The 24,832-nt window shown below is 46.2% G+C and carries 19 protein-coding genes and 2 pseudogenes; 6 read left to right on the forward strand and 15 right to left on the reverse strand.

What is annotated here, in order from left to right; translation table 11 throughout:
* Positions 1–7: 7 nt before the first annotated feature.
* The 6 genes from EL268_RS16205 to EL268_RS16230 all read right to left on the reverse strand — a co-directional run bounded on the left by EL268_RS16205 (position 8) and on the right by EL268_RS16230 (position 6,408).
* Entirely contained in the window at positions 8–1,588 is a 1,581-nt protein-coding gene (locus tag EL268_RS16205; RefSeq protein ID WP_106655048.1) for an ABC transporter substrate-binding protein, read from the reverse strand.
* A 68-nt stretch (positions 1,589–1,656) separates the two neighbouring features.
* On the reverse strand, positions 1,657–2,643 hold the full coding sequence (locus EL268_RS16210; protein ID WP_164724484.1) for an ABC transporter ATP-binding protein: 987 nt from the start codon (positions 2,641–2,643) through the stop codon (positions 1,657–1,659).
* Between the two features lie 20 nt (positions 2,644–2,663).
* Positions 2,664–3,617: an ABC transporter ATP-binding protein gene (locus EL268_RS16215; RefSeq protein ID WP_106655045.1), complete on the reverse strand. Its 954-nt coding sequence runs from the start codon at positions 3,615–3,617 to the stop codon at positions 2,664–2,666.
* Positions 3,617–4,408, reverse strand: coding sequence for an IclR family transcriptional regulator (locus tag EL268_RS16220; RefSeq protein ID WP_232029920.1), 792 nt, complete (start codon positions 4,406–4,408; stop codon positions 3,617–3,619). The genes EL268_RS16215 and EL268_RS16220 overlap by 1 nt, the downstream gene beginning before the upstream one ends.
* Positions 4,409–4,567: 159 nt before the next feature.
* Positions 4,568–5,452, reverse strand: a complete 885-nt coding sequence (locus tag EL268_RS16225; protein WP_106655042.1) for a YitT family protein — start codon at positions 5,450–5,452, stop codon at positions 4,568–4,570.
* 101 nt (positions 5,453–5,553) lie between these two features.
* Positions 5,554–6,408 carry a DMT family transporter gene (locus tag EL268_RS16230; RefSeq protein WP_106655041.1) on the reverse strand — a complete coding sequence of 285 codons (855 nt, stop codon included), beginning with the start codon at positions 6,406–6,408 and terminating at the stop codon, positions 5,554–5,556.
* Positions 6,409–6,646: 238 nt separating this feature from the next.
* Here EL268_RS16230 and EL268_RS16235 point away from each other — a divergent pair, with 238 nt between their 5' ends.
* The 3 genes from EL268_RS16235 to EL268_RS32825 are packed head-to-tail and all read left to right on the forward strand — an operon-like array spanning position 6,647 to position 11,251.
* Positions 6,647–8,251, forward strand: coding sequence for an SWIM zinc finger family protein (locus EL268_RS16235; protein ID WP_106655039.1), 1,605 nt, complete (start codon positions 6,647–6,649; stop codon positions 8,249–8,251).
* Complete coding sequence (locus EL268_RS16240) at positions 8,248–11,106, forward strand: DEAD/DEAH box helicase (RefSeq protein WP_106655037.1); 2,859 nt, start codon at positions 8,248–8,250, stop codon at positions 11,104–11,106. The genes EL268_RS16235 and EL268_RS16240 overlap by 4 nt, the downstream gene beginning before the upstream one ends.
* Before the next feature lie 7 nt (positions 11,107–11,113).
* Positions 11,114–11,251: a hypothetical protein gene (locus tag EL268_RS32825; protein WP_164724485.1), complete on the forward strand. Its 138-nt coding sequence runs from the start codon at positions 11,114–11,116 to the stop codon at positions 11,249–11,251.
* Positions 11,252–11,276: 25 nt separating this feature from the next.
* On the opposite strand, the gene EL268_RS16245 is transcribed toward EL268_RS32825, so the two are convergent.
* From EL268_RS16245 to EL268_RS16270, 6 genes and pseudogenes are all read right to left on the reverse strand, one after another.
* Positions 11,277–13,235, reverse strand: coding sequence for an EAL domain-containing protein (locus EL268_RS16245; RefSeq protein ID WP_232029921.1), 1,959 nt, complete (start codon positions 13,233–13,235; stop codon positions 11,277–11,279).
* Between the two features lie 122 nt (positions 13,236–13,357).
* A complete protein-coding gene (locus EL268_RS16250) occupies positions 13,358–14,140 on the reverse strand; it encodes a Fe-S oxidoreductase (protein WP_106655034.1) in 783 nt (260 codons plus the stop codon).
* Between the two features lie 24 nt (positions 14,141–14,164).
* Positions 14,165–15,909 (reverse strand): annotated as a pseudogene (locus EL268_RS16255) (ABC transporter ATP-binding protein).
* A 198-nt stretch (positions 15,910–16,107) separates the two neighbouring features.
* A pseudogene (locus EL268_RS16260) lies at positions 16,108–16,584 on the reverse strand (P1 family peptidase); the annotation flags it as partial.
* 234 nt (positions 16,585–16,818) lie between these two features.
* Complete coding sequence (locus EL268_RS16265) at positions 16,819–17,208, reverse strand: YfjL-like protein (protein ID WP_106655032.1); 390 nt, start codon at positions 17,206–17,208, stop codon at positions 16,819–16,821.
* A complete protein-coding gene (locus EL268_RS16270; protein ID WP_106655030.1) occupies positions 17,205–18,302 on the reverse strand; it encodes a C39 family peptidase in 1,098 nt (365 codons plus the stop codon). The genes EL268_RS16265 and EL268_RS16270 overlap by 4 nt, the downstream gene beginning before the upstream one ends.
* A gap of 725 nt (positions 18,303–19,027) precedes the next feature.
* On the opposite strand from EL268_RS16270, the gene EL268_RS16280 reads away from it, so the two are divergent.
* The 3 genes from EL268_RS16280 to EL268_RS32830 all read left to right on the forward strand — a co-directional run bounded on the left by EL268_RS16280 (position 19,028) and on the right by EL268_RS32830 (position 22,334).
* Positions 19,028–20,482, forward strand: a complete 1,455-nt coding sequence (locus tag EL268_RS16280; protein ID WP_232029922.1) for a SulP family inorganic anion transporter — start codon at positions 19,028–19,030, stop codon at positions 20,480–20,482.
* 214 nt (positions 20,483–20,696) lie between these two features.
* A complete protein-coding gene (locus EL268_RS16285) occupies positions 20,697–21,926 on the forward strand; it encodes an MFS transporter (protein WP_106655028.1) in 1,230 nt (409 codons plus the stop codon).
* Positions 21,927–22,178: 252 nt separating this feature from the next.
* On the forward strand, positions 22,179–22,334 hold the full coding sequence (locus EL268_RS32830; RefSeq protein ID WP_017248261.1) for a hypothetical protein: 156 nt from the start codon (positions 22,179–22,181) through the stop codon (positions 22,332–22,334).
* Positions 22,335–22,470: 136 nt separating this feature from the next.
* On the opposite strand, the gene EL268_RS16290 is transcribed toward EL268_RS32830, so the two are convergent.
* The 3 genes from EL268_RS16290 to EL268_RS16300 are packed head-to-tail and all read right to left on the reverse strand — an operon-like array spanning position 22,471 to position 24,771.
* Complete coding sequence (locus EL268_RS16290) at positions 22,471–23,424, reverse strand: NADP-dependent oxidoreductase (protein ID WP_106655027.1); 954 nt, start codon at positions 23,422–23,424, stop codon at positions 22,471–22,473.
* Positions 23,425–23,438: 14 nt separating this feature from the next.
* Positions 23,439–23,768, reverse strand: coding sequence for a winged helix-turn-helix transcriptional regulator (locus EL268_RS16295; RefSeq protein WP_106655025.1), 330 nt, complete (start codon positions 23,766–23,768; stop codon positions 23,439–23,441).
* Between the two features lie 28 nt (positions 23,769–23,796).
* Positions 23,797–24,771 (reverse strand): LLM class oxidoreductase, encoded by a 975-nt coding sequence (locus EL268_RS16300; protein WP_106655024.1) that lies wholly within the window; start codon positions 24,769–24,771, stop codon positions 23,797–23,799.
* Positions 24,772–24,832: the final 61 nt, after the last annotated feature.

Below are 24,832 nucleotides of genomic sequence, written 5' to 3' on the forward strand. Positions count from 1 at the left end.
ACATTCCTTATTCAACCGATGCTTCGCGCAAATCGATACGTTCATCTGTCGGAGGTTGGAAGCCTTTTACTCGTTTGTTTACAGCCCACAGGTTGATCGATTGATAGAGCGGTACATCTGGTACTAGCTCATACAGACGTTGATTCAGCTCTTTAAATGCTGCCAGACGCTTTTCTTGGTCAAACGTGGAGCGTTCTGCTTTCAAGAGCTCCTCTACTTTTTCGTCATAGAAATCAGGGTTCCAGAACTCGCCTTTGTGATACATCAGATAGGCAGTATTATCAAAGTCGAGCGTCCATCCACCCCAGCCATTCCGGTACATATGTCCTGCTTTTCCGTTCGGAATGAGGTCAGAAGTAAATGTGGAGGCGTCCACCAGATTCAGCTTCACCTTGAGACCGACTTGACCTAATTGCATTTCGATCGCTTGTGCTACCTCTTTAAACGTAGCATCTGTACCAGGGAGGAAGAGATCAAGCTCAGTTCCTTCCTTCACACCTGCTTCTGCGAGCAGTTGTTTTGCTTTTTCTGGATCATACTTACGTAATGGCAGGTTAGGATCATAGCCGAAAGACATATCGCTTTGGAATGAATTGACGCGCTTACCATATCCGCCGAGCAGCGTTTCGATAATCAAGTCTGCATCAATCGCGTAAGCAATCGCTTCACGGACTTTTACATTGTCGACTGGCTTCATCGATGTATTGAAACGAATCGAATAAACGGTTGGCGACCCGACTTGCATCAGTTCAAGTTCAGACATGCCCTTGATGGATTCTGTTTGGCTAATCTCGACTTTTTTCATAATGTCGATGGCACCTGTTTGCATTTCAGCTAGACGTGTAGTCGCTTCTGGAATAAAACGGAACGTTACTTTTTCCAGCTTCGGTTGACCTTGCTTCCAATAGTTTTCATTTTTCACCAGTACAACCTTGTTATCTTTTTCATAGCTATCCATTTTGAAAGGACCCGTTCCTACCGGATGCGTGTTAAAGTACTCGTCCCCTTTTTCCTTGTAATATTTAGGCGGAACGATCACACCGCCATAACCTGCTAGCTTTGTAAGGAGTACAGGATCTTTTTCCTTGAGAATCATGTTGACTGTAAACTCGTTCACCACTTCTACACGGTCAATCGAAGCATAGTTCGCTTGCTGTGGTCCTTTTTTCCCTTCTTCACCAAGCAGGCGATCAAATGTAAATTTCACTGCTTCCGCGTTGAATGGCTCGCCGTTGTGGAAGGTAACTCCTTGACGAAGTTTAAATTGAAGTGTCTTGTCATCCTTGAACTCCCACGATTCAGCGAGTCCTGGCTGGATTTTCAAGTCAGTGGTACGTTCGACTAAGCCTTCAAATACAGATGTTGCTACAGTACTCCAATCAAGCAAAAACGTATCAATCGGATCCCAAGAGTGCGGATCTCCATTCACACCAAGTGTAAGTTCATTTTTTGCCGGAGCTTGCGCTTCTGTCTTAGATTGCGGATTTGGCTGTGTGCTCGTGTCAGCCGGCTTACTCGAACATCCGCCTAAAGCAGCAGCCAGCACGAGTAATGCGGAGCAAGCGGTGATACCTACCTTCTTTTTCAAAACAAGTCCCCCTTTTCTTTTCCGTTCTGGCATTCATGTTGAAAAAATATGATAGCTGTCATTTGTTCCTATTGGTTATACAAATGACAGGCAACATATCGACCATCGCCCATCGATTGAAATTCGGGCTTGTCCGTTTTGCAAATTTCCATACAATCAGGACAACGCGTATGGAACGTGCAGCCACTCGGAGGATTCGCAGGACTCGGTACATCTCCAGTCAAGAGGATGCGCTCACGCTTCGTTTTTGGCTTGGCAATCGGAACTGCGGACAGTAATGAGCGCGTATAAGGATGCAGCGGCTCTTCATATAGCGCATTTTTGGGTGCCAGCTCAACCATCCGTCCCAGATACATCACGCCGATCCTGTCGCAAAAATGCTTCACGACGCTCAAGTTGTGAGAGATGAATATGTAAGTGAGTCCGTATTGCTTTTGCAAATCTCTCATCAGGTTCAATACCTGGGATTGAATCGATACATCGAGCGCAGATACTGGCTCATCTGCCACAATCAGCTTGGGATTAAGCGCTAGCGCACGTGCAATGCCGATCCGCTGTCGCTGACCACCGCTAAACTCATGAGGAAAGCGTTCCGAATTCTCCGGTTTCAGACCGACAACCCGCATCAATTCCGCTACTTTTTCCTTGCGTTGTTTTGATGTTTCATACAGTTCGAATATGATCATCGGCTCTTCAATGATCTCCCCAACTGTCATTCGCGGATTGAGGGATGCGAACGGGTCTTGGAAAATGATTTGCAAATCCTTTCGCTTCATCCTCATCTCATTTGGGGAAAGTGCCGCTAAATTCTCTCCTTGAAAAATCACTTCGCCACCCGTAGGCTCGAGCAATCGTAGAATGGCTCTGCCTGTGGTTGACTTCCCGCAACCGGATTCACCTACAATTCCGAGCGTCTCCCCTGTTGCAACGGTAAAAGAGAGATCGTCAACAGCTTTGACGTGATTCGTTACCTTCTTCATGAATCCACTGCGAATCGGAAAGTATTTTTTTAACCCTCTCACCTCAAGCAAGGGTTTGCATTCTGATTTTTCCAAACAATTCACGTCCTTTCCGCTTACTCATACAGCCAGCATCTGCTTTTTGTACCATCGTTCAGATCGAATAACGGTGGAGCTTGCTCGTAGCATTTGTCCGTAGCCTTCTGGCATCGTTCAGCAAAACGGCATCCTGGGGGCATCTGACCTGGACTCGGAACGGTCCCGCCAATCGTAAACAAGTACTCCTGCTCTGTGTCCATATCTGGGATCGAACCCAACAAACCAACCGTGTACGGATGCTTTGGAGTAGCAAATAGCTTTTCTACCTCGGCTTCCTCGACGACTTGCCCTGCATACATGACGACCACCCGATCACACATCTCTGCTACCACACCAAGATCGTGCGTGATCAGCATGATGGTCATCTCGCTCTTCTGCTGTAACTCTCTCATCAGGTCAAGAATCTGCGCCTGAATGGTCACGTCTAGTGCGGTCGTAGGCTCATCTGCAACCAATAGAGATGGACTACAGGACATCGCCATCGCAATCATCACACGCTGTCTCATCCCGCCAGATAGCTGATGGGGATACTCATCAACGATTTCTTCCGCTCTCGGAATCCCGACCAGCTTCAACATTTGGATCGCATGCTCTTTGGCTTGTTTTTTGTTCATACTTGTATGATTCAAGACGAGCTCCATGATCTGCGCCCCGATTGTATAAACCGGATTGAGTGAGGTCATCGGTTCTTGAAAAATCATCGCGATCTCTTTTCCTCGCACCTTCCTCATCTGATCCTTGGAAAAGGCAACCAGATTTTCACCGTTGTACAGGATCTCTCCTCCAGTGATTCGCGCGGTTCTCGGCAGAAGCCCCATGATGGATAGAGAGGTGACACTTTTCCCACAGCCCGACTCCCCTACTACTCCAATCGTTTCACCTTTGTTGATTTGAAAACTAACTCCATCCAAAACGGTAATTTCTCCATTATCGGTTCGGAATCTCGTCTGAAGATTTTTGATTTCCAGCATCAAAGTCCCGCCTTTGCATCTGAATAGCCCAGCTTGCTCATGATTTTATTCGCTGCTGCTTTTGTCTCCTGTACCAAATACCCCAATCGATCGATCTGAAAGCGTGATGTAGCTCCAGCCAAGCTCAACCCTGCTATTACTTGTCCCGTAAAATCTCGAATAGGTACAGCAATTGCTGCGGAATCCGGCTCCAATTCACCGTAGCTGACTGTATAGCCTTTTTCACGTGCATCGTGAATCCATTGCCATAGCAGATCTTTGTCTATATTTGTGTCTGGTGAGATTTTCTTCATGTCTACCCGGTTCAATAATTCTTCGATCGCATGATCCGGCATAAATGAGAGTAAAATGCGCGGGCATGCACCTGCGTACAACGGTGATTTTCTACCTACCTGCGTATATACACGAACATACTGGCGGGTATCGACTTTTTCGATGTACACCCCTTCGTCTTGATCACGAATAATCAAGTTGACTGCCTCATCCACCGTATCTCGTAGCTGCTGCATATACGGAAGCGCGATTTTCCTGATCTCCAGCCGTTGGGCGACAATGTTCCCAAACTCCAGCAACTTCAATCCCAATTGGTATTTAGGCGGATTATGAGTGGTCGTTTTGGAGACAAAGCCGCGCATTTCGAGCGTCTGAAGAATTCGAAACACCGTACTCTTCGGCATATCTGACAACTCGACAAGCTCAGCCAGGCTTAATTCACTGTTTTGGATAAAATATTCTAGAAACTCTAGCGTTTTTAACACACTTCGGTTTGCCGTTTTTTCTGTTTTGTCCATTTTCATCACCATTCGTTTGTCCCAAAATACGGAACGTTATTTTGTATTTTGGCATGACACAATATTAAATGAATTCAGTTATTTCCGTCAATACATTTTTACCCCTTAGTAATCAGGTCGTTCTACCTACTGACTCAGGGGTAATTTGTATGTAAGGTTTTAGTGAATATTCTTTTTCTTAAACCGCCCACCAGATACGTCGTGAATATGGCCGATTGCCAAAAATGCTGAGGAATCGATTTCCTCCACGATGGATTTCAGCTTTGCTTCTTCCAAACGGGTGATCACACAGAAGATGACTTTTTTGACGTCTCCGGAGTAGCCACCTTCTCCATTCAAATAGGTAATTCCCCGCCCCAATCTCGCCGTTAACGCATCGCCAATTTCGGCTGGATAATCACTGATAATCCATACTGATCTTGATTGCTCGAGTCCGACCATGGTAATATCGATCATTTTATAAGCGATGTAGTAAGCAATTAACGAGTACATGGCCCGGTCCCACCCAAAAATGAAGCCCGCACTGCCTAAAATAAATATATTAAAAAACATGACCATTTCGCCGACCGAAAACGGACTTTTCCTCGTCATCAGGATCGCAACAATTTCCGTTCCATCCAAGGAGCCTCCCGCGCGAATGACAAGTCCCACACCGATTCCGATGATGATCCCCCCAAAAACAGCGGAGAGGAGCAAATCGTCCGTCAAGCTAGGGACATGATGGAGGTAGTTCGTCCCCAACGACATCACGACGACACCAAACAGCGTAGAGATGGCAAATGTCTTGCCAATTTGCTTGTAGCCAATAAGTAAAAAGGGCAGGTTCAGTAGGAATAAAAATAATCCGAGGGGGCTTCCCGTCAGCTTTGAGACCATAATGGAAACGCCGGTTACACCACCGTCGATGATGTTGTTTGGAACTAGAAATATTTCCAGTCCGACTGCCACCAACAAAGCTCCAATGATGATTCCGAGAGCTCTCAGTGCGATCCTGCTTTTTTTCGCCCGCTTATGAGTGATCGGTGCAACTGCTTTTGCATCCATTTTGATCATCCTTAGCCGTTTTTTTCTTACCACTTCATCTTTCCCTGGTAGCAAAAAAAATAGCCAGCCAGGATTTCTCCCAGCCGACTCTTCATCATGCTTTAGCCCCAAACCGCAATGGAAATAATGCCAATCGTGATCATCAAAGACATGGACAAGCGCCATAAACGTTGTCGTTCCTTTAACAAGAAGACCCCGAGAAGCGTACCAAAGACCGTACTTACCTCACGAATGGGTGCAATGGCTGCCAGTGGTGCCAATGTCATGGCAAACAAAAACAACAAATACGAACCTGGTGAAAGAACCGCACCGAGTACAATCGTTCGCCAGTTTTTTTGCCACTCACGGCGGATGAGTCCCTTGTTCCAAACGAAGCCCCCGGCGACAATCAGACAGGCAAAGTTCGTGATTTCCAATAAAGCGAATGGAGATAATTGTTGTACGATTTGTTTGTCGGTTAACGTGTACCCTGTAATGCATAGTCCAACAGCAAATGCGTATCGCAGAGCGAGCGGATTCACAGGTTGAGCCTGACGATCTGTGCCAATCATCCCGCTAATGGCGAAGACTCCAATCACGATGCAAATGACCCCCAGCCATCCCGGTACAGATAAATACTCTTGAAAGAAAATCGCGCTAAAAAACGGAATGAGAAGCGTCCCTGTCCCCCTCATGATGGGGTATACCTGTGAGATATCCCCGTATGTATACGCCTTTGAAATCAACAAGGTATAACATCCTTGAAAGAAAAAGGACATAAACAGAAAAAGAACCAAAGACCATGTCAGTTGTACGTGCATCAATTCCCAAATAAGAACAGGCAAGAGGATTATGGTTGTTGGCAATGTGATCAACCATAGAAACGCCATTTTGTTTTCACTTTTTTTCGTGAACAGGTTCCAAACTGCGTGCGCAAGGCCTGACGATAGTACGAGCAGAATCGAAATCGATAGCATGTGTGCCCCTTCTCTCTCATGTTGTACAAATACAACCAAAGACAACAAAAACACATTGCGTTTAGTTGTTTTTCATTCGACGTGTACAGTATACACCCAGTCCCCGCAAAAATTAAACATTGTTTCTGCTTATGGCCCAAACCATTTTATTGATGTTGCGAACACACGCATCTTTTTCCATTCTCCGCATTTTGGGTTATAATGGAGGGATGACACTTCGTTCGGAGGATCTGACTACATGTTGCAAAGAGAGTTGACTCGGGAACAAGCGATACAGGTAGGCGAGCAAATCCTAATTGCCGTCGAAGGACACATCATTGAACGGGGCTATACGTACTTTTCTGATGGCGTCGTCTTCAATACACGCGTAGAACAAGGCCAATATTTGACGAGTGATGTTCAAGGGTCCGAGGTGTATCATGTTCGCCTTGATATGGAAACGGTTCAAAACAGTACTTGTACCTGCCCTTATTCGCGCATTTGCAAGCATATTGCTGCTACTTTTTTTCAGATGTATAGTGTGTTCGAGAATCCTCGGACATTTTTGACCCGCTCCCAACAACCAAGACGAGCTACGTTTTCTCCTCATCTGCTGATTCCTGCTTATAAATACAGCCATACCGCTCCTGCTCAGCAGGATACAGCGTCTGTTTCCTCTCCGCTTACCGCGAACAGCTCCGTCAAAGAATGGTGGGCATTTTTTGAGAGCTGGACACGCAACCTGTTTGCGGCCATGGAATCGTATCGAGCTTCCTCTGAGTTATTATCGAGCTATCAAAATGTACTGAGTGTTGCTGCCTCGTGGCCGAAGGATCGGGCACAACTCTTTGTCATCCATGCCAATCTGTTTCATCTCATGAAGCTTACACAATACGTCAAAACGTACCGCCAATCCTACTGGTTCCTAGATTTGGTTCAGACAGCCGAGCGGCTATTGGATCAATTAGAAGGGACGTTGTACTTCGCAGACATCCCTGCTCTTCTGTCTGACCACCAGGATGCCATCGTAGATACACTTCAACTGACAAAGGAATTAAAAGAAAACGAAGCCACTTCCCTCTACTGGATTTTCGCCTATCAAATGTTATGGTGGATGCTATTGAAGAAACCAGAGTGGATGCAAGAGGAGATCCATGTGCTGGATCAGCTTATCAACAATGAAAACAGTTCTGCCGCCGAAAAGGAAAAAGGGCTGCTGCTCCGTGCCCACTTTCATGTGATGGAAAAGGAAGACGAATCTGCTCTACAAATCTGGAAAAGAATGAGCCGTTTGAACCTATCCTTCTACTTGTCCTATATGAAAGCTTTCGCTCGCAATGGAGAATGGCAGCGATTTCTCGATTGGACTGCTTCGTTGACGTCCTTAATCGGTCAAGCCGAGACACAGCAATACCGACTCGTTATCGCCATTTGGCAGGAAGCGATGGAGCAAGTGGGACGATCAGCCGAGTGCGGCGCCAAGCTGAAGCAGTTCTTACCGAGTAGTTATCACGAATATGCCGCCTATTTATATGAAGGACGCCAGTTTCAGCAATGGATTGATTTGCAAATGTCGTTTCAAGTGCCTATGGCAGATATTTCGATCGTGCAGGTGAAAGAAATCGAGGAAGCTGAGCCGACTCTCCTCTTCCCTTTTTATTTGCGTGAGGTGAACAGACTGATTGCGGAACGTAATCGAACGGCCTACAAAGAAGCGATCAAGCTCATAAAAAAGGTAAGAACGATTTACAACAGAGCAAACCAAGATGCGCGCTGGGAACGATACGTGGAACAATTATCTGCCAAACATAATCGGTTACGTGCTTTTCAAGAAGAGCTAAGGAGAGGAAATTTCAACTTATGAATACCGTCACTACATTGGTTCTAGACGGAGAGCTTTTGGCAGACGGACAATTCTTGATTACTGGCAAAGACACGCAAGGAGCAGTGGTCGATCCAGAAGAATTGGCAGGAACACTGTTTGCGTGGGATGAGTCCTCCTATTACGGAACCTTCCTGGACAAAAGCGAGCATGGCGTACTGCTCAGTCCTGCCAAGGCCCTCTCCTTTTTCGTCTCCCCCCAGTGGCTTTTGCATCGGACCTATTCATCCAGCATGCCATTTGAACAATTTACGCATGTAGCGGTAATGATCCGTGACAGGCTCGCAGAAGGCTCTATTGCCCCTGATTTTTCTTCCTGGAAAAAAGGCCAAATCGGCTGGAGAGCCCTGCATACTCCCGGCGATTTTCCGGAGTATGGTCACAAGTGGCTTTCGCTCGTCCTGGAGGAATCCTTGCACGGCAATGGCGAGATTGGACGAAAGTGGGAGCAGCTATTGACGCAATACCCGGCCCTGTATGTCATAGGCGCCGAGCTTTCTCCACACCTTCAGGAACAGGAATGGTTGCAATCGATAGGCTGGCTGCCAGATACGACACCGTTTCGCACATGCTTGCAAATCGTCGAGGCCGAGGAGCACCCCAATGACTGGCAACTCCACGTGTATTTGCAGAATCGTGAAGAGCCAGATCAGTTATTTCTCATTGAGCCACACCAGTTGACGGCTGAGGGAGTAGTCACCGCACGTATCCCTGCTGACTGGCGTGAACACTGGAGTCGTTTTCTTACGGACCTGGCCAAATGCAAAGAGATTCTCCCCTGGCAAAAAGACAACCAGGAGAATCAAAGCCGTTTTCTCACCCGACTGACGAATGAGCAAGCATGGATCTTTTTGACGTCGAGTAGTTTGCAGTTGGTGCAAGCCGGTATTCACGTCTTTCTGCCAGCATGGTGGGAACAAGTACGGCGGGTAAAACCAAAGCTAAAAGCCAAGATTACAACCTCTGTCGGGGCTAGCAGACAATCCTTCCTGGGTGTCTCCCAGCTCATGGATTTTGAATGGAAGCTCGCCTTGGGACCTGTGGAGCTCAGCGAAGAGGAATTTGAGGAACTCATTAAACAAAAACAGCGCCTGCTGAAAATTCGCGGGCATTGGGTACAATTGACTCCCGATCTTTTCTTGCAGCTACAGGAAGCGCTCAAGAAAAACCAAGCGAAAAACGGCATGTCCCTACGTGATGTCATGCGAATGCACCTTGCCCCTACAGTGGAGGTTGAGGAGCTACCCGATGATGAGTTCGAGTTCGACACTTCCCTAACGGTTGAAGTTCAGCTAAACCAGCATTTGCGAGAGCTGTTGAATCAATTGCAGGAAACAAAGCGCATCCCGATCATGGAGCAGCCATCTACTTTTCACGGGACGTTGCGAAATTATCAGCTGGAAGGCAGTTCGTGGCTGTTCTTTTTACGCCGTTTTGGGCTGGGAGCTTGTCTGGCTGATGACATGGGATTGGGAAAAACGGTTCAATTTATTACCTATTTGCTTCATGTCAAACAACATGGCCCAGCCAGTACTCCATCTCTTCTAATCTGCCCGACCTCCGTCATAGGCAACTGGCAAAAAGAGCTGAAGCGCTTTGCCCCCTCTCTTCACGTGATGATTCACTATGGCAATGATCGTCAAAAAAAGGAGGCGTTTTTGCCAGCGATCAAGGGAGCGGATCTGGTCATTACCTCCTACGCCCTGTCCCATTTAGATGAGCAGGAGCTAGGAATGGTTACATGGGATACGATATGTCTCGACGAGGCGCAAAATATTAAAAACGCCTATACAAAGCAAGCGTCCGCTGTGCGCGATTTGAAAGCATGGCACCGGATCGCTCTCACAGGCACTCCGATCGAAAATCGTCTGAGTGAGCTCTGGTCCATTTTTGATTTCTTGAATCCTGGCTACTTGGGAAGTCTCGGAGAATTTACCCAGCGCTTTGTTCACCCCATCGAGCGCGACCAAGACCAGCAGCTCATCAATCAAGTGCAACGACTCATTCAGCCTTTCCTGCTCCGGCGTGTGAAAACCGATCCGAACATTCAGCTCGACTTGCCAGACAAGAATGAGAGCAAGGAATATGTACCGCTGACTACCGAGCAAGGCGCACTTTATGAGACAGCGATTCAAGATATGTTTGATCGTATGGAAAAAGCCTCCCCTATGGAGCGGCGCGGTCTGATTCTGACGACACTGACACGTCTCAAACAATTGTGTGACCATCCCGCCCTGATTTTGAATGAAATCTCAACAACAGATGAAGCCAGTCGCTCACACAAATTGGAAAGGCTGCTGGAATTGGTGGAGGATATTCGCCAAAAGAAAGAGCGTTGCCTGATTTTTACCCAATACATTGAAATGGGCAATTTGCTCCAACGGGTGCTGACACGAGAAGGCTATGGACCTGTCTACTTCCTAAATGGGGCCACGAAGAAAGAAAAACGCGATGAGATGATCGCTCGTTTTCAAGACCCGACACTTCCGGACCATGAACGCGGGGCCATCTTTATTCTTTCCTTGCGCGCGGGTGGAACCGGCTTGAACTTAACGGAAGCCAACCATGTCATTCACGTAGATCGCTGGTGGAATCCTGCGGTAGAAAATCAGGCCACTGACCGAGCTCATCGCATAGGGCAGCAGCGCAATGTTCACGTCTACAAATTCATCTCGCTCGGGACGATTGAGGAACGCATTGATGAGATGATGGAGAGAAAGCTATCGTTGAGCCAGCAAATTGTCGGGACAGGCGAAAGCTGGATCACGGAGCTATCAACGGAAGAGCTGCGGGACTTGTTCACCCTTCGCCATGATTGGCTAGACACGAAAGGATAGATGGAGAATGGAGCCAGTGAAACAAAACGACAGCAACTCCACTATGCGCCGTCCTACAGAAGAGCCCAAGCTGCCCGAGGCATGGCTGCGTTTTTTGGAAGCTGTTCAAGAACATTTTTCCGATAACCAAACAAAGAAAAAGTAAGTAAAAAACCCAAGGCCTGATCACGTTATGGATCGAGCCTTGGGTTTGATTTTCCTAGTGGAAAGGAAACCTCCACTGTCGTCCCTTTATTCGGGGTACTCGAAAAATGGATATACCCGTCGTGTGCCTGAATGATTTTATAACAAATCATAAGTCCTAGCCCGGTCCCCTTCTCTTTCGTGCTATAAAAAGGCTCCCCTAATCGTTTCAGACGTTCTTCCGCCATACCGCAACCTTGATCAACAATTCTAATCATCACATGCTCGCTTTCTTTACACATTGCCATGATCTGAATCGTCCCACCATCATGCATCGATTCAACGGAGTTTGACAGGAGATTCATAAAAAGCTGCTGAATTTGATTCTGATCGCACCATATCATGCTCCCCTCCACTTCCTTGACATCCAGCACTAGATGGTGACGTTCTAGCTTTATTTGCACCAATCGTGTAACCTGTCGCAGCAAATCCGCTAGATTTTTTGGTTCGTACGGTTCTGTGCACTCTCTTGATAAAAAGACGTATTCTCGCAAGACACTCTCTAATTGGTGAAATTCAGCCTGCATAATATCAAAATATTCCCTCTTCCATTGGTCTCGACGGAGCAATTGTACGAAGCCTTTGATGGAAGTTACCGGGTTTCGTATTTCGTGCGCAACCCCGGCAGCCATTTGCCCAATGACGGATAGCTTGTCCATCTTTTGTAAAAACTCTTCTGTTTGCACATGCTTCGTGTGATTTCGAATGATAAATATGACTTGATTCGTCTCATGTTCTTCATGTATCACCGGGGTGCCTTTTGCCTCCAGCGTGATCTTTTTGCCATTCCGGTCCGGGCAAGTAAATGTAATGAGACGAGGCTGCTTCTCCACCGTGATTTGACGAATCGTTTGCATAACAAGCCTGCCCGTTTCCAGTGGCAGTACAGCTAACAGGTGGCGATTCACTACTTCATCAGGAGCAATTTCCAGAACGGATTGAACGGATGGAGAAATATACGTAATGATCCCCTGACTATTGATGATCACGATAATATCAGACAAGTTTTCTGCGATCATTCGATATGTCGATTCATTCACATGTTGCTGCTTGCGAAGAACGTCTCCTCGCTCGCTATGTTCCACTTCGTATGTATCAAAAGCTCGGTGCTGTCCGTCATTGAGTAGTAGAAATGCACTGTTCCTAAACCTTTCCTCACGCTTCAACACACGAGCCAAGTCTTCAGCAGGCATGGGCTCACTAAACCAAAATCCTTGAGCAGAATCACAACCAAGCTGCCAAAGAAACTCCAGTTGTTCTTGCGTCTCTACACCTTCTGCCGTTACTTGCACGCCCAGACTTCGTGCCATCGCCATAACGGTTTTGATAACGGTCGCCTGTGTGACATCGCTCATGCATTCCCTTACACAGGTTTGATCGATTTTTAGCTTGTTCATGGCAAAACGGGATAGATGTTGAATGCAGCTATAGCCCTTCCCAAAATCATCCAGGCTGATTTTTACCCCGATTCTTTTTAATTCTGCTAAAATCTCGATGGTACGCTCCCCATCTCTGGTAGAATCCTCGGTAAATTCCAGCTCCAAGTAGTGAGGCTGCAGTTTTGTTTCATCTAAGATCGCTTGAATCCTGCTACCCAACTGGTCCGATTCCAAGGTATAAGATGACAGATTCACGCATGTCACAAGAGGTGGCAGTCCAGCGTCCTGCCAAGCTTTGTTCTGCTTGCAAGCCGTTCTGATCACCCATTCTTCTACCAAAAGAATCAACCCACTCTTTTCTGCTAACCAAAATACCCAATCCGGGGTCAGTAGCCCTCTTTGATGATGGTTCCATCTTACCAGAGCTTCTGCTCCGATTATTTTGCCTGTCCTCAAGTCGTAGAGAGGTTGATAATAAAGGCTAAGCTGCTGATTGACAACCGCATGATGAAAATCTCGAACGTAGCGATCCAGTTCCTTTTGGTTCATTGTCTGTATACGAACCACGCCTTCCTGGAAATCATTCTGATTTTTCCAACTTTACCCCTGACTCTACTTTAAAGGAAGAAGCTAGCACATGTCCATACGTCTACGGTGATAGAAAAAACCCTCCACAAAGGGAGGGTCAGCTACGCGCGAATTCTCATCAGAGCGCGCTCTTCTTCTTTTATCCGCGGACAGGTATAGCAATACTTTTGCTCCCCCGTCTTATAGTACAAACAGCATTGATTCTTGATGCGCACTTTCGCTTGGGGATCACGCATATCCTCGATCCAGCGCACATTCACGCGAAATGGATTTTTTTGCAATCCAAAGCTCTCGCCTTCCAGCTGATTACAGAGAACATCGTAATCAGCCTTCACTTGTTGCTTGATACGATCCTGTTCTACCAACGCCACAAAAGCATCCGTATGGTAATTGAACTTGGTCGGGAACTGTCCCCAGAGCATCGCTTCTGGATTTCCCGTTACCTTTGCAAGAGTCGTGAGCAACGGGTGCAGGAAGTCTTGAAAATACGCACGATAGCATTCCTTCAGCCAGATTGCACGCTCTGCTTCGCTGGTAGGTGCTTCTACGATCTCATACGCCGGGATCACAAAGACGAATTGCGGATAATCATCCTCGTAAAACAGTTCAATCGTCATATTATCCAGCGTCATGGTAAGTGCTCGGTTCCAGACAGAGATCATGTACTGAAGACCGAGAGAAGGGCTCGTGAGCCAACTGCTGATGTAAGTACCAGCAGCAATCAGCTCATGTGCCTTGATTAGCGGAGCATAGATTTGTACGATCTCATTCATATGTGTCGGGTCTACCAAATCTCTTGCCTTCATGGAAAATAAGGCATTGGGTCTCGGTTTTGAAGAAATATCAAACCGTTGTGCGATAAAATCGTCATTCCATTCTTGCATCACGATCTCCCTCTCTATTCCTTATCAAGAAAAAACGCTGTTCGACTGGTCGAGGTACGTGCCGAACTGTGCTTGATACAGTCTGCTATAGATGCCTTCACGAGCCAAGAGTTGATCATGACTTCCCTGCTCCGTGATGCCTTGTTCCGTCACAACGATGATTCGATCTGCATTTTTAATAGTAGCCAATCTGTGGGCGATCACCAATGTCGTACGACCTTTGGACAATTCCTGCAAGGACTGCTGGATCGCCGCCTCCGTTTCGGTATCGAGTGCAGAGGTAGCTTCATCCAAAATCAGGATCGGCGGGTTTTTCAAGAACATGCGCGCAATCGCCAGTCTTTGTTTTTGACCACCGGACAATTTGACTCCGCGTTCACCGATGATCGTCTCCAGACCAGCAAGCTGAGAACGGATAAACTCTTCTAGTTTAGCCAGACGCGCTGCCTCCCAGATCTCTTCCTCTGAAGCGTTTAGTTTTCCATACGCGATATTTTCGCGAATCGTCCCTGAAAAGAGGAACACATCTTGCTGAACGATCCCGATTTGGCTGCGCAATGACCATAGCGTGATTTGGCGGATATCCATTCCATCAATGGAGATGCTGCCCCCGTCGATTTCATAAAATCTCGGCAAGAGACTGCACAATGTGGTTTTTCCTGCTCCAGATGGGCCTACAAACGCAATGGTCTCGCCCGCCCGGATGTTCAAATCAATGTTTTGCAAAACAGAAGACTCTTGGTCGTAGCTAAACGAAACATTCTTGTACGAGATATCGCCCTTCAACGCCTCTACCTGGATAGCATCTGGAGCATCCGCAATATCCGGTGCTGTGTCCATGATTTCGATGTAGCGCTTGAAGCCGGCGATCCCTTTTGGATAGCTCTCAATAATCGCATTAATTTTCTCCAACGGACGGAAAAATACATTCGTTAACAGCAAGAAAGCGACAAATTCACCGTAGGTCAATGCACCTTGAATAACAAACCAGCTGCCGCAAATCAGGACAAATAAATTGACTAAACGCATCAGCACGTAACTGACGGAAATATTTTGAGCCATGATTTTGTAGGACAATAGCTTCGTGATCCGGAAACGCTGGTTGTTCTCTGCGAATCTTTTGTTTTCAAATTGCTCGTTGGCAAAAGCTTGTACGACACGCATTCCACCTACGTTGTCCTCAACACGTGCGTTGAAATCGGCCATGTCGCCGTACAGACGGTGGAACGCTCCCGTCATTTTACGGTTGAAGTAAACAACAAAGAATATCAAGAGCGGAATCACCAAAAACGTAAGCAGCGCCATTTCTTCATTAATATTGAACATCAAAAGAAACGCACCGATCAGCGTCATCACGGCGATAAACAAATCTTCCGGACCGTGGTGAGCGACCTCCCCGATCTCCATCAAGTCATTCGTTAGGCGAGATAGCAGATGCCCCGTCTTGGTATTATCGAAAAAGCGGAAGAGAGCTTTTGAATATGGTCGTACAGCTTCTTGCGCATATCCGTCTCGATATTAATCCCGAGCATATGTCCCCAGTACGTGACGACATAGTTCATTCCGGCGTTAAGACCATACAGAGCCAAAAGTCCAATGCACGCCCACACGATCATGTTCCAATCCTTGCTTGGAAGTAATTGATCGACAACCATGTTCACTGCAAGCGGAAATCCCAACTCCAACAAGGCAACGAATACTGCACACGTGAAGTCGAGGATAAATAATCCACGATAAGGCCGATAGTAAGAAAAAAATCTGCGAAGCATGGAAGCAGCAACTCCTCTCTCTCAAGAACAACATAAATCAACTCTTTGATTTTGAAAATCATTTTCATTATATATGGATTTGACTTTGATATCGATGTTTTATTGGAATTTTTTTCTTCGCGGAGCACATTGGCATAAAAAAAACGATTCGAACCTCTTGATCCATCAAGGAATGGGAGGCTCAAATCGGAATTTCACTCAGCGTACATCTTGATAAGCAGGTACCCCACCCGCTCCTTTGGCAGAGAGGATCGCATTGACGACCGCTTCCGCCAGCACTTCTACACTCAGCGTCCCGACGAGATTGACCGAAGCATCCACGCCCCCTGTGGCGATGGCAAAAATCGTATCTCCATCACTCATCGTATGAACCGGATGAATGGTTTTGGCGAGTCCATTATGCGCCATTTGCGCAACTTTATTCGCTTGTACTTTATTCAAATTGGCGTTGCTCGCAACCACTGCGATGGTAGTGTTCGTCCCTGCCGGTACCGGGGGAGTTGCCGCATCAATCATCCAGGACAGGCTATCGCGGATATTGCCATCCTCTCCCCTCGCTCCTGCCAAAATTTCTCCGGTGGAGGGTAACCGCACTTCTCCGACAGCGTTCACCGCTACGATTGCACCTACGACGAGACCATTTGGCAGACGGCGAGAGGCTGTTCCAAGCCCCCCTAAATCTTTGATGCTGAGATTGTGTGCTGTAAATAGATCAACATCTTTTACACAATTCATCAAATTTTGAACCCATTCTTTACAGTTGCTTATACTAGGTACATCTTGTGCTCATTAACGCATGTACATTTTGGTTACATTGTTCTCAGTACTTTCGAAAGATGTATTCATAGATTACAACAGATCGCTTTGTTTCAAATGGTTTTATGATATTTTTTTATTTATTTTTTTGCATCACTCCCTAACCGGATTCTTTGAATATTCTTCAATTCTCTGCATGTCACCATTGGAAGTTATTTTAACATTGATTAGATATGATTCTTGGGCTTTTGTGTTTCTCACTTTTGTCATATATGTCCCATGTGAGAAATTGTAAGTAGGCTCATCTGTCCTTAAGCTCTCAATTGGTAAATTATACTTCTCACTTACATACTCTGTTGCATAGTTAATAGCCAATGCCTTGTCTCCAGATGTTCCATAAAATATAGTGTAAAGGTTCCAAACTAAAATAATACTTAGTACACTAACTACACCCCAAATCATCTTTTTTTTAATGGTAACTACCCTCCATCTATATGGAATGATAAGGAGCAGAAACGCCTGCTCCTTATTTAAATGACTCATGAAACTTCTAAAGATACCATAGTAATAATTGGCTTGTTTGTTGTGTAGTCAATGTACAATTCTTTCGACCAATCCCAAGTCCCATCCGTATATCCAATTCCATTGTCTTGAATATAGAGATATTTATCGGTTCCATCTTCTAGATACCCAACACCAACAGTCCAATGGTAATCGTAGGCGTACTCAGCATCTGGTTCGAAAAATGTGAAGTACTGATCAAATTTTACTGCAAGTGGGCGACTTCTACCAATTTCATACTTGTAAGTAGAAAAACTATTAAACGAGTCTGTTGACACAGTATGAGTGTGACCTCGGTTTATGTAACTTTTTAACCCACTACGCACATTTGAAACTGACATGCCATATGACTTTCCGCCATGATACTTGTAAATAGCATTTATCATCTCAGTTCTGGTGAAATAGTCTAAACCATCTATTGTGTCAAATCCTTTTTTGCTACGCCAGTACTCAGCTATTGCAGCAATTGTTGCAGGCCCACATGAGCTTGCTGGGTTATTTACTCCATCTTCCCATTGAGTGAACCTTGTTACGTTAAGATATTCTTCGTCTACTCTTAAGGTGCTTACATCACTAGCTTCTTCTGTCGTGTAACTTTCCCAAATAGACTTTGCCTCTCTGTTCTTCTGGATCGTAAATTCAATGTCTTTTTCCTTCTTCTGTAGTCCTTTGTTGATTTTTTTAACCAACCTACTGCCATCATTAGATTTTAGGATTGAAGTGTTTCCCAAAAAGTAATACTTTTCATCATCTTCTAATTCTTGCAGTTTAATCTTTCCTTTTCCAGCAGCAAACACTGGAGAGTAATCAGTGTTTGCTGAAACAATAAAGAAATAACTTTCTGCATTTTCTAATTTATAATAATATCCGATATGCTCATCGTTGGTGTTATAAAGTTCAACAACATCTTGCTTGTCCTCAAGACTAACATCAAATTTGAATTTCTTGATGTAATCTTTGACTATCTCATCTGCAACTTTTTCTGAAACGTATGTATCATCTTCATTAGCATTTGCCCCAGATGAAAAAAATAGTAGAGAAACTACAAAAAGCAACCAAGAAAATCTTTTAACCATTACCAGCACTCCCTTTTTTTACTATATTATATAATATTCAGAATATTCGTCAATATTTGCTAGTACGCTGTTGTATATTATAGAAAAGTGTCGGGAGATACATTGTTTGTATTTACAATAAAATCCTGAATTCATTTTATGCATTTTAAACGTCTATACCCTATTAACGTTTTACTATACTGATCACATTAATTATTTTTGGCTAATTTACTCGAATACAAAGAAGGAATTCCTCCTTATACTGAATATCCTACTGAGCATGAAAATTGCCCTAATTAATCCCTTATTCTCTGAACCTCTGTAATAGTATTGTATTTCGGGGAGAGCCGTTCTTTGACGAGCTTCCTTCTTCTCCAGTTGTCTCCATTCCAATAGCAGTTCCAGGCGTCAGGAGAGAAGCAGGTACGGCTGCAGCCAATTCTAGCAATGCTGTTTTTTGGAGGAATTTTCGTCTGGTTACGGACGGTTTCACGAGCATTTCTTCGTCGTATCCACCCTTCCATAAAAAATTACAGACTTATTATCCTCATAACTTGTTTCACTGACCCGCTCAATTCCCCTCTGCACTTTTGGTCGGAAAGTCTATATTTTTGCATTTTACCGTTTCCTAAAAAAAAGATGGCGAAGAGGACTCATTTTTACTATAATGAAAAACTGTGAAAAACGGCCCCGACTTTTCTGAAAGGGGAAAGTCACTATACTGAAAACAGAAATGAGGAACATCTTTGAACCTTCAACAACTAAAAATGGAATGGTTTTCTAACGTACGTGCTGACATGTTGGCAGGGATTACGGTTGCTCTAGCCCTGATTCCGGAAGCCATCGCTTTTTCTATTATTGCCGGTGTCGATCCAATGGTTGGCTTGTACGCTTCCTTTTGCATAGCAGTCACCATTGCGTTTGTCGGAGGAAGACCGGGTATGATTTCCGCAGCTACGGGAGCTATGGCGTTATTAATGATTACCCTGGTCAGGGAGCATGGTATCGAGTATTTATTCGCGGCGACTGTTCTGACCGGTATTTTGCAAATAGTACTGGGTGCCTGTAAAATCGGCAGGCTGATGACCTTTGTCCCGCATACCGTCGTGCTTGGCTTCGTCAATGCGTTGGCTATTCTCATCTTTATGGCTCAGCTTCCCCATTTCATTGGGGCATCCTGGGTTATGTACGTCATGCTGGCTGGAACGCTCGCCATCATTTATTTGTTGCCGCGTCTCACCAAAGCAGTTCCTTCTGCTCTCGTAGCCATCATCGTCATGACTGTCATTTCCATTTTGGCAGGTCTTGATTTGCGGACCGTTGGAGACATGGGAGAAATCACACGTCAATTGCCAATGTTCCACATTCCTAGTGTCCCGTTGAACTGGGAAACACTCATGATCATACTGCCTTACTCCTTTCCACTTGCATTGGTCGGGATTCTGGAATCATTGATGACTGCTGCCATTCTTGATGAGATGACAGATACACGAAGTAACAAAAACACGGAAGTAAAAGGCCAAGGGATCGCCAATATCATCACCGGATTCTTTGGCGGAATGGCTGGTTGTGCCATGATCGGACAGTCCGTTATCAATGTAAAATCAGGTGGGCGTGGCCGTCTGTCCACCTTGGTTGCAGGGATTTTTCTCTTGTTCTTGATCCTTGTCCTTGGAGACGTCGTCAAACAAATCCCGATGGCTGCCCTCGTCGGTGTCATGGTCATGGTATCGATCGGGACGTTTAACTGGCAGTCCATACGGGATTTGCGGAAAATTCCTTTTGGGGATGCCATTGTCATGATTACAACGGTGATCGTCGTCGTCGCTACGCATGATTTGGCAAAAGGGGTCATTTCTGGTGTGATTCTGAGTGCCGTCATTTTTGGCTGGAGGATGGCCCGCTTGCATGCCACCTCCTACGAGAGCGATACGGGCGAAAAAGTGTACGCCGTCTCGGGTCAGCTGTTCTTTGGTACTATGACACACTTCGTCGACCAGTTTTCCTTCCAGGATGATCCCGAGCAGATTATCATTGACTTTTCTCGTTCCCACGTTTGGGATCTGTCGGCTGTAACGGCTATCTCGAAAGTCGTAGAGAAATACAGGCAGTTGGACAAATTCGTTGTCATCACTGGACTTAATGATGAAAGCAAGCGATTGATTGATCGTGTGGGCATTAGCACGCCTGCCGGACATTAACCTGCTGTTTACATGGAAATCCCCGAACGGATACAAGAGCTTCCTCTCTTGTCGTGAGGGGATTTTCTTTTGTCCGAATGAAGTCAAGGTTTCCTCTTATTTCATTTTTGCAATAGTCCGATCATATTTCCGAATTGGTCAGCAGTAAATTGGAGTGCTAGAATGATCAATAACAATATTCCTGCTTTTTAACTGCAAAGGTTGTGACAGAAAGATGGAATTTTCATGGAAACGTAATTTGATTGTGTTATGGATTGGGGTATTTTTCTGTAGCACCGCCTACTCCATCTCCATCCCTTTTCTGCCCATCTTCCTCCATACTTCACTGGGGGTCAATGAGCATCTGGAAGCCTGGTCCGGCATTTCGTTTGGCATCACGTTTTTAGCAAGTGCACTCATCTCGCCATATTGGGGTTCTCTTGCGGACAAATATGGACGAAAGCCTATGTTGATTCGCTCTGGATTTAGCCTCGCTTTGCTGTACTTTTTGACTTATTTGATTACGGACCCTTATTTGTTTCTTGTGTTACGGATCTTCCAGGGCTTGCTTGCCGGCTACGTACCTGCCGCCATTGCGCTGGTAGCGACGAATACACCAGAAAAAAACGTCGGGTACGCACTCGGGATAATGGCGACTTCGGGTGCAACAGGAGGAATCATTGGTCCGTTGGTTGGCGGTGTCGTCAGTCATGTATGGGGAAACGCGGAAGCTTTCATTTTTTCAGGATTTGTCGTGCTCGTAGCCGCGATGATCGCTACTTTCTTCGTGAAGGAAACGAACTTGAACCGCTCCGGCAGCCGCTCGAGTGTACGGGAAGATTTGCGCGCTGCGCTGGCAAACCGCCCGTTGATGTCCATACTGGGTATGAGCCTGATGGTCACGATTTCCGTTATGCTTCTTGAACCTTTATTAACCGTGTATGTCATGCAATTGGGCGCTTCGCAGCAAGATGCTTCCCTCAGCTCCGGCATCATTTTTGCGGCAGTAGGAATCGCGACGGTCATTGCTGCGCCACAATGGGGAAAACTCGGGTCAAAGGTCGGCTATTCCAAAATCCTGTTCATCGGCTTAATGGGTGGAGCGATCGGAAATTTACTGCAATTTTTCTTCACCAATCTGTATGGATTTGGCATTTTGCGATTCGCGTACGGACTGTTTTTTGCCGCTGTCTATCCGTCGATTAACGCCATGATTGTAAAAGTCACAGAACCAGAATTTCGTGGCAGAGCATTTAGCTTGAACCAATCCTCGACGCAGCTCGCGACCATGATGGGGCCGATCATTGGCGGCGTTCTCGGAGGACTCATCCCGATTCGCTTCGTATTTATCATCAATGGAATCGCGCTGTTGATTACGGCCATCTTGATTCGATCCAAACAATCACAATTGGCCGGACAGCCGTTGAAGCAGCAGACAACCGAGCGTCAGCTAGCGACGAAGTAACGAGAGTAGCACGATCACAAACGAAAACTCCCTCTCCAGCGTACAGGTGATAACCTGGCGATGACAGAAGGGAGTTTTTTCACGTTATCCCGCCTTTTCTTCCACGATCGTATTCGCTACAATAGTAGGTACTAAGAGGGTGAACAGAAGATTCTGACAACCACAAAGTCAAATTACATACGCCATGGAACGACCCGCTTTGTCCGATTTGACGAGACCACTCATGTTGTTTAGGGAAGGGGGAGCACGTTCATGTCGGGGAAAACAGTGATTTTGCTTATTCTGATCATTATTGGGCTGATCTGTGTCAATCTGTTTGTCTCCAACGGTTTCATTCGACTGCTTGCCATCGTAGGAATCTTAGGGATTACCTTTGTTCTGCAGGGGGCCGTGATTCGAAAGAGGTGAAGCGGGGTGTACCAGCGAAGGCGATTTACACCGTCACGCTGGCTTTTTCATGAAAACAGCAGCGGGTTCGGTTGAAAATTCAAGTCCTAGCCCGCCGCTGATACATTCTCGCAACTTGCTCGTGCTCTGTCTCCCCTCATGAATGGGCGAGCACAATCTTACCACGCACTCTACCCGTTTGGCTGGAGAGATGCGCATCTCGAACACCTTCAATGGTCAATGGATATATCTCTGTCAAGAAAGGCTTTACGTGTTTGGCTTCCACTAGCTCACGGATATGATTCATGTTTGCCCCATCTGGACGCGTAAACACAAAAGTAACATCCAGCTCTCGTTCCTTCTCAGCCGCTTCAGCGAACGAAGGTTTCTTGGCATCGCGCTCGCTGATAATGGTTGCCACTCTTCCTTGTCGCTTCATAAATGGTAAAGCTTCACCGTATGCTTCTCCACCCAGCGTGTCCAGCATGAATGCAAATTCTGTAGAGGTTTGAAGTGGTCCCCGATCATACACGATGACTTCATCTGCTCCCAGCTCACGGACATAATCGCTGTTTTTGGAGCTGGTTGTCGTCGCCACGTAGGCACCTAGCGCTTTTGCTAGCTGGATCGCCATGGAACCGATCCCGCCGCTTCCCCCCAACACCAGGACTTTTTCTCCCGCTTGCACCTTCCCTACCTCCACCAATGCCTGCCAAACCGTTAATCCGACCAACGGAAGTGAAGCCGCTTCGGCGTATGATAAACCACGTGGCATCGGGGCTACGATATTCGCCGGAACGACAATTTCATCTGCGTATGTCCCTTCCCTTTCCAGTTCCGGACGAAAGAAGACATCATCACCGATTTGAAAATCCTGCACATTCGTACCGACAGCTGTTACCGTGCCCGCCGCATCCCACCCTAAAATAAGTGGCAGTTCAAAAGGAAAATCTGCTTGCAACAGTCCTTCCCGCACCTTCCAATCCACGGGATTTACCCCACTCGCTTTGATCGAAATGAGCAAATCGTCCGGCCCGATCGGCTTTGTTGGCCATTCAATTTCTGTTAACTGTTGAATGCCGCCGTATTGCTTGATGCCAATTCCTCTCATCGAACTTCCCCTTTTCATTCGACTATTTTTCGTAATTCGTTTTCGATGTGCCTTTCTCCCCATTCACACATGACATCGAGGACCTTCGACAGGGTCTTGCCGTACTCAGTTAAATCATACTCGACTCGTGGGGGAACCTGCTGATAAACATGGCGGGTGATAATATTGTCCGCTTCCAATTCTCGCAGTTGCTGCGTTAACATTTTTTGCGTAATGGCAGGCATTGCGCGTTTCAATTCGCTTGTCCGCTTCGTCCCTTTTGCCAACAAGCAGAGGATCACTACTTTCCATTTCCCTCCAATGACTTCCAATGTTGCCTCTACAGGGATATTGTATTTTTCCATGTCCTCCCCTCCTCATATGAAGGTGTATTCAAAACTGCTCCGGCATATCGATATGGGCCGGGAAATAAGGCAATACTTCTTGTCCTAGCTCATCGATGACCTCGTCAATGGGACGCTGGCTAGGGAATAGGGCGAAGAATAAATGATTGACGCCGACCTCTTGATACATGGCCAGCAGTTCTAAAAGCATTTTTCTTCCGACTCGGTACCCTAATCGAATCGGCGTGACCGACTCATCCGGATTTTCCGCTAGGTCCAAGTGAAGGGGCTGAATAAACGGCTTGAATACACCTGGCTGGTATTTCTGGACAAGCTCTCTCCATTCTTGGATGGCATGTGCTTGGTTGAATGGATCACGCGGGTAATAAATCCAGCCATCTCCGTTTTGCGCAAACCAGTCCATCGTTTGTTGGCTGTACCCCGTGATAAAGGTAGGAATGGGAGCAGTCGATTTTGGCACCAGATTCGCTCCATCAATCATGCCGTATGGCGAGTTGATTTTCGGGAAATGCTCTGCCATGACCTTCTGCAAGTATTCGTAGCCATCCCGAAACAACTCCGCACGCTCTTCATGTGGCACATTCAATCCAAGAAAATCAGCCCGTCTGTCGCCGGAAGAAATACCCATCATCAAACGCTGGGGAAACAAATTTTCGATGGTCGCTGTCTCTTTTGCCACTCGTAGCGGATGCCGCAGTGGAAGTACGATACTCGAGGTACCAAAAGCGATTTTTTTCGTTTGCGCAGCCAAATAGGTTAAATAAATCATCATGTCATAAATTTGCCCGGTTGCAGGGTCACCAAATGCGGGGTCCTGCAAAATCACATCGCGCAGCCAGATTCCGGTAAAGCCATAGTCTTCTGCCGCTTGGACGAGTTCAACCTGGCGCTCCATTGTCGGTGCATCCCATTCGTATGCCTCTAGCGGAATGTGAAATCCTAACGTCATCTTATCTTCTTGGAACATTCGCTGAAAACCGTAATGACCGTCAAATTTGCTCATAGATGTTCTCTCCTCACGTGACGTATATCGAAATCAACGGCGGACACATGCTTTGATCCGT

This window comes from Brevibacillus brevis (assembly GCF_900637055.1).
GTDB lineage: Bacteria > Bacillota > Bacilli > Brevibacillales > Brevibacillaceae > Brevibacillus > Brevibacillus brevis.